Annotated in this window: 7 protein-coding genes; 4 read left to right on the top strand and 3 right to left on the bottom strand. The window is 74.7% G+C overall.

The window, feature by feature from the left end:
• A partial coding sequence (locus tag ACFU5G_RS27745; protein WP_377251956.1) for an ArsR/SmtB family transcription factor occupies nucleotides 1-314 on the top strand: 314 nt, incomplete at its 5' end.
• A gap of 16 nt (nucleotides 315-330) precedes the next feature.
• Here ACFU5G_RS27745 and ACFU5G_RS27740 read toward each other — a convergent pair.
• Nucleotides 331-1419: a glycerophosphodiester phosphodiesterase family protein gene (locus ACFU5G_RS27740; protein WP_377251954.1), complete on the bottom strand. Its 1089-nt coding sequence runs from the start codon at nucleotides 1417-1419 to the stop codon at nucleotides 331-333.
• A 172-nt stretch (nucleotides 1420-1591) separates the two neighbouring features.
• Between ACFU5G_RS27740 and ACFU5G_RS27735 the strand changes: the two genes are divergently transcribed.
• The gene (locus ACFU5G_RS27735) at nucleotides 1592-2056 is read left to right on the top strand and encodes an HtaA domain-containing protein (protein ID WP_377251952.1); all 465 of its coding nucleotides are present in this window, start codon (nucleotides 1592-1594) and stop codon (nucleotides 2054-2056) included.
• Between the two features lie 16 nt (nucleotides 2057-2072).
• Here the strand turns inward: ACFU5G_RS27735 and ACFU5G_RS27730 are convergent, their stop codons facing one another.
• The gene (locus tag ACFU5G_RS27730; RefSeq protein WP_377251950.1) at nucleotides 2073-3041 is read right to left on the bottom strand and encodes an aldo/keto reductase; all 969 of its coding nucleotides are present in this window, start codon (nucleotides 3039-3041) and stop codon (nucleotides 2073-2075) included.
• Between the two features lie 52 nt (nucleotides 3042-3093).
• Here ACFU5G_RS27730 and ACFU5G_RS27725 point away from each other — a divergent pair, with 52 nt between their 5' ends.
• On the top strand, nucleotides 3094-3453 hold the full coding sequence (locus ACFU5G_RS27725; RefSeq protein WP_377251948.1) for a MerR family transcriptional regulator: 360 nt from the start codon (nucleotides 3094-3096) through the stop codon (nucleotides 3451-3453).
• A gap of 134 nt (nucleotides 3454-3587) precedes the next feature.
• Complete coding sequence (locus ACFU5G_RS27720; RefSeq protein ID WP_377251946.1) at nucleotides 3588-6113, top strand: protein kinase; 2526 nt, start codon at nucleotides 3588-3590, stop codon at nucleotides 6111-6113.
• A gap of 18 nt (nucleotides 6114-6131) precedes the next feature.
• Here ACFU5G_RS27720 and ACFU5G_RS27715 read toward each other — a convergent pair.
• A partial coding sequence (locus tag ACFU5G_RS27715; protein WP_377251944.1) for an OB-fold nucleic acid binding domain-containing protein occupies nucleotides 6132-8084 on the bottom strand: 1953 nt, incomplete at its 5' end.

Genomic DNA, 8084 nt, shown 5'->3' with positions numbered 1-8084 from the left:
CCACCGGCGAGCAGCCCGCTGGCGCCCTGGTCGCCGCGCTGCAGGCGCGGATGCGGATCACGCAGCCGGCGGTCTCGCAGCACCTGAAGGTGCTGCGCGAGGCCGGCCTGGTGCGGGTGCGGGCCGAGGGCACCCGCCGACTCTACGCCGTGGACGACTCGGGGACCGCGGCCGCGCAGGCCTGGCTCGCCCGGTTCGAGGACACGTTCGCCCAGCCGCTCGACGCCCTGGCGACGGAGCTGGCCCGCGGCCGCCGCGAGCGCCGCAGAACAGCACCAGAACGGGCGGCCCCCACCGCTGAGGCCGCAGGCTGAGCCCCGAGGCGGATGGTCAGCAGCGCTTGGGGAGCTTCAGGTGCCGCTCGGCCATGATCGTGCGCAGCAGGTCCGGGCGGTCGGTGATGAGGCCGTCGACGCCGATGTCCATCAGCGACTCGATGGTGGCGCGGTCGTCGACGGTCCACGGGATGACGTCCATCCCGGCGCGGTGCGCGGCGCGGACGAGCTCGGGCGTGGTGAAGGGGACGTAGCCCGGGTCGTTCACGCTGCCGCCCTGCGGGTCGCCGTGCACGGGCGAGACGGCGTCGGCACCGAAGGACGCGGCGGCCGCGACGAACTTCTCCTGGATCGAGCCCGGGAAGTCGTCGATGTCCAGGCCGCCGAGCCACGGCGACGCGCCGTCGACGCCGACCTGGAGGAACTGCTGGCCGTTGGTCAGCGCCACCAGGCCGAAACGCGGCTCGACCTCGCTCATCCGCATGAGCGAGCCCCAGTCGAAGCTCTGGATCGTCACCTGGTCGACGAGCCGGGCCTTGCGCACCTCGCGGGCGACGACCTGCACGAACTGCTCGCGCGGCGCCGTCTGCTCCGGGGCGCCCGCCTCGACCTTGGTCTCGATGTTGAGCATGACCTGGTGCGCGCGGTGGCGGTTGACCAGGGCCAGCACCTCCGACAGCAGCGGCATGCGCTCGCCCGGGTGCAGCTCCTGCCCGGGGAACTGCGGCTGGCGCAGCGAGCCGCAGTCGAGGGTGCGCACCTGCGCGAGCGTGAGGTCCTTGATGTACGTCTTGTCGGGCACGTAGGGGAACTGCGGGTCGCCCGGGAACGCGGGCTCGGTGTCGACGCACTTGGCGGGGCTCGGGTCGCGGTCGTGGGTCACGACGGCGTACCCGTCCCGCGTGATCTGCACGTCCAGCTCGAGCGTGCTGACGCCGAGCGCGAGCGCGTTGTCGAAAGCCGGGAGCGTGTTCTCCACGGTGAGCGCGATGCCGCCACGGTGGGCCTGGAGGTCGAAGGTGCGGTGGTGGCCGGCCGGGGTGGCGGACGCCGGCACGGCGCCCAGGGCCAGTGCGCCCGCGAGGGTCAGGGCGAGGGCTGCTGCGGTGCGAGCGGCTGCGGCGCCGCGTGGGTTGGTCCTCATGCGCCCGAGCCTGGACGGGCCCGGTGGCCGGAGCAAGGCCCGCCGCCGTCGGCCCGGCGACGCGCCCGTGAACGCGCGGCGACCACCCAGACCGTGCCGTCACAGGAGACGGCGGGCGCGGGGGCCTCCGGGCGAAGACGTACGAATCCCCAGGTAGGAGTACCGTTCTCGCGTGGCTCATCTGGACTGGGAGATCAAGGCAAGCCTGCTGATGTACGTGATGGGGGCGCCGGGCGGCCGCATCGTGCAGGACGACGCCGTGGGCGGCACGGGCGCCTCGTTCCACTTTCCGCTCGACCCGGGACGCACGCCCGAGGTGTCCGCGGACTCCTCGTCGTTCGCGTTCACGGGCTCCGTGATCTTCATCGGGCACTTCGGCTCGTTCGTCGGCGAGGTCGCCGACATCGAGGTGCTCGCCCCCGCCGACGGCGGCGCGGACTGGACCATGTCGATCCGGGAGCGCGAGTCGGACGTGCGCACGGTCGCGTTCCGCCTGGCGGGCGCCCCGGAGCGTTCGGCCGACGGCGCCCGCCTCACCTGGCAGCAGGTGGAGCTCACGGAGGACGGCGCGAAGCTCTGGGGCGGCAGCTACCCGGAGGCGACCCCCTTCGAGCCGGTCTCGATCGACCTCGCCTGACCCTGACCCTGGCCCGTCAGGCGGCGGGCGGGGTGACGTCGACCGTCGTGAGGCGGGTCGCCTGAGCCTCTGTCAGGGGCAGGGACAGGGCCGCGATCGCCGCGTCCAGCTGGGCGGGCTTGCTGCCGCCCAGCATCGGGTGGATGCCGCGCGCCGCCAGCCAGGCGAGCACCACCTGGCCGCGGGTCGCGCCCAGCTCGGCCGCGACGTCGTCGAGCACGGCCAGCCGCCGCGTGGTGCCCGGGTGGTCGAAGACCTCGGGGATCGGCTTGGCCGGGTTGTCGTACGCGCCCGACAGCAGCGGCGTGTACGCCCAGACGTCCAGGTGCTCGACGGCGGCCAGGTCGACCAGCTCGTCGTCGAGCCAGCCGAACCGGTGGTTGCCCGTGAGCGTTCCGGGGCGCGGCTGGAGGTAGCTGTAGGCGTGCTGGACCACGCTGAACGGCTCCTTGCCCTGCCCGACGGCGTGCCGGCGCGCCCGCTCGACGCGCCACGCCGGGTGGTTCGAGGTGCCGACCCGCGCCGCGACGCCGTCGGACACGAGGGCCGCGCAGGCGTCGGCGGTCTCCTCGACGGGGACGGAGCGGTCCTCCATGTGGGCCCAGGCCAGATCGACGTGGTCGGTGCCGAGGCGGCGCAGGCTGCCCGTGATCTGCTCGCGGATCGCGGCGGGCGCGAGGCCCGTGCGGGAGGCGGGCCAGTCGGCGGCGTCGCGGGGCTCGGCACCGAACTTGGTGGAGAGCAGCACGCGGTCGCGCACGCCGGGGCGCGCCGCGAACCAGCGGCCGAGCACCTCCTCGCTCTGGCCGCCGTAGCCGGACTCGCTCGCCCAGAAGGCGTAGCAGTCGGCGGTGTCGATCCAGCGGCCGCCGGCGTCGACGAACCGGTCCAGGAGGTCGAACGCCGTGGCCTCGTCGACGGCGGTGCCGAACGTCATGGCGCCGAGCACGAGTCGCTCGGCGGGGGTGTGCTGTGTGGTGGTCATGGGAGCAGCGAAATCCCTGGAGCGCGCTCCAGGTCAAGGGGAGGATCTGAGGATGATCACGTATTCGCCCGCGCAGGCCGCCGAGGTCTCCGGCTTCAGCATCGACACGCTGCGGTACTACGAGCGCGAGGGCATCCTCCGTCCGATCGCGCGGACGTCCGGCGGGCACCGCACGTACACCGAGGACGACCTGGGCTGGCTCGACCTGGTGCACTGCCTGCGCGACACCGGCATGCCGATCGCGGACCTCAAGCGGTACGCCGAGCTGTCGCTCGACGAGGCGACCCTGGCCGCGCGCGTCGCGCTGCTGGAGGACCACGACCGGCGGGTGCAGGAGTCGATCGACACGCTCCGCGGCCAGCAGGAGCGCCTCCGGGAAAAGATCCGCTGGTACCGCGATCAGGGTGTGTGAGTCGACCACAGCAGTCGCTGCCAGGGGGCGGCCGCCGTGGCAGCAACTGCTGTGGTCAACGGGGCTTGGAGCAGGGTGAAGTCGGGGGTGGACTTTTCTCTGATCCGACGGCGTCCGCTGGTAGGTTTTCCGGCATGACGTCACCAGCACCCGGCGTCGGCGAGGTCGCGCCAGCGGCCGTCGGCCCCGGTCCGGTCCCGTCAACCGATCCCGGGCCCGCAGCAGCCCCCACGCCGACCCCGGAGCTCCCGCCGGTCCCCGCGCCGCCGGCCCCGGAACCGACCGCAGAACTCCCGCCGGTTCCCGCGCCGCCGACCGCCGAGGCCGACCCGATCGACGCGGTCGCGCCCGAGCCGACCGACGACGACGAGTCGAGCGCGGCCGAGGCCGAGCCGGCTGTCGAGGCCGCGGACGTCGCGACCGAGGCGGAGCCGGCCGCCGAGGTCGCCGAGGTTGTCGAGCCCGTACCCGCACCGCCCACCGACGAGCCTGCCGCCGCCGCCGCGCCGTCGGACGAGCCCGCCGTCGTCGAACCCGAGCCCGCCCCAGCCCCCGCCCCCGCTCCTCGCGCCGCGGCCCTCCCGATGCGGCCCGTGCGGCGGATCCCCGCCAGCGGCGAGCGCCTTGGCCGGTTCACGCTCGCCGAGGCGCTGGGTCACGGCGGGTTCGCGCACGTCTACCGGGCGCTGGCCGACGACGGCACCGAGGTCGCCCTCAAGGTCCTCACCGGGCTGCACGACGACGCCCGGGAGCGCTTCGCGCAGGAGGCGCACCTGCTGGAACGCCTGGACGGCCGGGGCTTCCCGCGGTTCGTCGAGGCGGGCCTGGACGCGACGCAGCCGTGGTTCGCGATGGAGCTCGTGCCCGGCACCACGCTGCGCGACCGGGTGCGCGAGGAGGGGCCGCTGTCCGGCCCCGAGGCGCTGCGCCTGGCCCGGCAGATCGTCGACGCGCTGCTCGTGCTGCAGGAGGAGCGCTGCCTGCACCGCGACCTCAAGCCGGCGAACATCATGGTCGACGGCGACCGCGCCGTGCTCATCGACCTGGGCATCGCCAAGGTCTTCGACGCCGCGACCTCCACGCAGCCGGCCGGGACCATGGCCTACATGGCGCCCGAGCTGTTCGGACGCCGGGTGCACCCGCGGTCCGACGTGTACAGCCTGGGCCTGCTGCTCGTGTACGCGAGCACGGGCGCGCTGCCGCTGGACCTGAACTTCCTGGGCCGGGACCTGGCGCCCGCCGACCTCGTGGAGGAGGAGCCGGCCGGCGTCGTCCCGGACGACGATCCCCTGCCCGAGCGTCCGGTCATCGACCGGCACCTGCAGTCGCTGGTGCTGGCCATGACCCGGTACCAGCCGAACCACCGGCCGCCGCTGGAGAACATCGCGAGCGTGGTGCGCGCCCGGATCGCGAGCGCGACGCCGGACCCGACGCTGCTGCTCACCTCGCAGCTCGTCAGCGACGGTGTGACGGCGGCCGAGGTCGCGGCGCTCCCCGCGACGGACATCCTGCCCGGCCGGGGCCACACCAAGCTGTTCCAGCGGGACGTCGACCGGTCGGACGAGATCACGCCCACCCGCGTCCCGGAGCCCTGGCACGCCCTCGTGTACGACCGGGCGCTGATGAGCGTGCTGACCGAGGTGCACGCGGACGGGTTCGACGGCGCCGCGGAGCAGGTCGTGGCCGACCACATCGCGGAGATCGGCGCCGAGGTGGCCGGCGGCAGGACCCCGGCCGAGATCAAGGACTGGATCTGGCAGGCGATGCGCTGGCGGGTCACCACCCCGCCCGACGGGCACGCCGACACGCTCCGCGGCTGGCGCACGTTCCGCAGCCCCGAGCCGGCTCCGGCGAGCAGGCGGGCGCCCGTCACCAGCCGGCCGCGGTCCGTGACCTCGGTCGGGTCGCCCGCGGCAGGTTCCGCCGCGGCGCCCGCGTCGGTCGCGGCGACCCAGGTGGTGCGCAGCCAGACTCCGCCGCCGCAGTCGTACCAACCGCGCAAGAGCTCGGTCAAGCACCTCGGGCCCACCCCGAAGCAGGCCGGGCCCGCCGCGTCGGTACGCACGACCCGCCCGATGCCGACGCTGCCCACCGCCCAGCCCACGCAGCAGCCCGCCGGGCAGCCGCCGCGGCAGGCCGGCGCCCGGGCCGGCACGCAGGCGCCGCGCCAGGCCGGCACGCAGACCCAGCGTCAGCCCGGCGCACAGCCGGCACGGCAGCCCCAGCGCAAGCCCGGCACACCGGCCCAGCGCCAGCCCGCACGACAGCCCGCCGGGCGGTCCGCCGCCGCGCGGCCGCAGAGCGTGCAGCCGGGCCGGCCGCCGTCCGCCCAGCCGGGCACGCAGGCGCGCCCCCCGGTGAACGGCTCCGCGCCGCGCAAGCGGCCGCGGGTGCTGCGCCTGCTGGGCGCGCTGCTCCGCTGGGTGCCCCGGCTGCTGCTCCTGGCCGCCGCGTACGTGCTGCTCACCCAGGACGCGCAGGGCGGCGACCCGTTCCTCGCCGCGCCGGCCCTCGGGACCGCCGCGTTCGGGCTGGCCGTGCTGCTGCGCGTCGCCGGACACCGGATGTGGATCTGGGTCTACGTGCTGTGCTCGGTGCTCATCGCCGCCGGCTCCGCGCTGATGTGGGCGAACAGCACCGGTCAGCTCGTCCTCGGCTGACCCCACGCGGCGGCGGGGCTAACGGAAGTCCCGCGACCGCCCCGGCACCGCGAGCGTCAGCGGGGCGAGGTGCTCCGCCAGGAGGTTGACGGCGCCGTCGGCGGCCTCGATGCGGCCCCGGATCACCATGGCCTGCGCCGAGCGCGCCACCCGGCGGAACCGCTGCCACAGGCCGACGCTGCAGATCACGTTGAGCAGCCCCGTCTCGTCCTCCAGGGACAGGAACGTCACTCCCCCGGCGGTGCCCGGCCGCTGCCGGTGCGTCACCACGCCGCCGACGGCGACCCGGCGGCCCGGCTCCGTCAGCAGCGCCTGCGCCACGGTGAGCACGCCCGCCGCGTCCAGCCCGGGCCGCACGTGCTGCGTCGGGTACGAGTCGGGCGTGACGCCGGTCGCCCACGCGTCGGCCTGCGACAGCTCGACCTCGTCCATCCCGGGCAGCATCGGGGCGTCGACGCCGACGCTGACGCCGGGCAGCGTCGTCGGCCCCTCCTGGCCCAGCGCGCCCGCGGCCCACAACCCCTCCCGGCGCTCGACGCCGAACGGCTCCAGCGCCCCGCCCGTCGCGAGCGCCTCGAGCTGCGCCGTCGACAGCTCGACCCGCCGCACCAGGTCCCGCAGCGACGCGAAGCCGGCCGCACCGGCGCCGTCCCGCGCCGCGACGATCTCCTCGGCCTTGTCCTTGCCGATGCCGCGCACGGACTCCAGTCCCATGCGGACCACGAGCTCCCCGTCGGCACGTTCCACCGACGAGAGCACACGCGATGCCACCACCGAGGGCCGCAGCACGCGCACGCCGTGGCGGCGGGCGTCGGCCACCAGGGACTGCGGCGAGTAGAACCCCATGGGCTGGGCCGCGAGCAGCCCGGCGTAGAACGCGGCCGGATGGTACACCTTGAGCCACGAGCTGGCGTACACCAGGTATGCGAAGGAGTAGGCGTGCGACTCGGGGAAGCCGAAGTCGGCGAACGCCTTGAGCTTCTCGAAGATCTCCCCCTGCACCTTGACCGGCACGTCGTTCGCCGTCATCCCGGCGAAGAGCCGTTCGCGCAGCGCCTCCATGCGCTCGACCGACCGCTTGGACCCCATGGCCCGCCGGAGCTGGTCGGCCTCCTTGCCGGAGAACCCGGCGACGTCGATCGCCATCTGCATGAGCTGCTCCTGGAACAGCGGCACGCCCAGGGTCCGGCGCAGCGACTTCTCCAGCAGCGGGTGCGGGTACGACACGGGCTCGCGGCCCCGCGCCCGCTCGATGTACGGGTGCACGGACCCGCCCTGGATGGGGCCGGGCCGGATGAGCGCGACCTCCACGACGATGTCGTAGAACGTCCGCGGCCGCAGGCGCGGCAGGGTCGCCATCTGGGCGCGCGACTCCACCTGGAACACGCCCACGGTGTCGGCGGCGCACAGCAGGTCGTAGACGCCCGCGTCCTCCTGCGGCAGCCCGTGCAGCGTGAGCCGCTCCCCGGTGTGCTCCTCGACCGACTCGAACGCGTACCGGATGGCGGTGAGCATGCCGAGGCCCAGCAGGTCGAACTTCACCAGCTTGGCGTCGGCGCAGTCCTCCTTGTCCCACTGCAGCACGGTGCGGCCCTCCATGCGGGCCCACTCCACGGGGACCACCTCGATCACGGGGCGGTCGCACATGACCATGCCGCCCGAGTGGATACCCAGGTGGCGCGGCAGGCGGAGCATCCGGTCGGCGAGGTCGAGCACGTCGTCGGGGATCTCGCCCTCCTGGGCGGCCGACGGCGGCGTGCGGAACGGCACCACGTCGTGGGTGTCGTCGGCGCGCTCCCGGGGCTCGCCCGGGGCGCGCGCCTCCTGCGCCAGCACGTCCACGAAGGTCGCCGCGTCGCCCGGCCCCCAGAGCGCCGTCATCCGGGCGTCCTTGGCCGCGGTCCGGTTCTGCGGGGGTTCCGCCGGGGCTACCGCTGGTCGAGCTTGTCGAGACCCTCCCGAGGTCTCGAC

The organism is Promicromonospora sp. NPDC057488 (assembly GCF_042802395.1).
In the GTDB taxonomy this organism is placed as follows: Bacteria; Actinomycetota; Actinomycetes; order Actinomycetales; family Cellulomonadaceae; genus Promicromonospora.
Note: the sequence above shows the minus strand (reverse complement) of the source record. Positions and strands in the feature narration are given on the sequence as shown.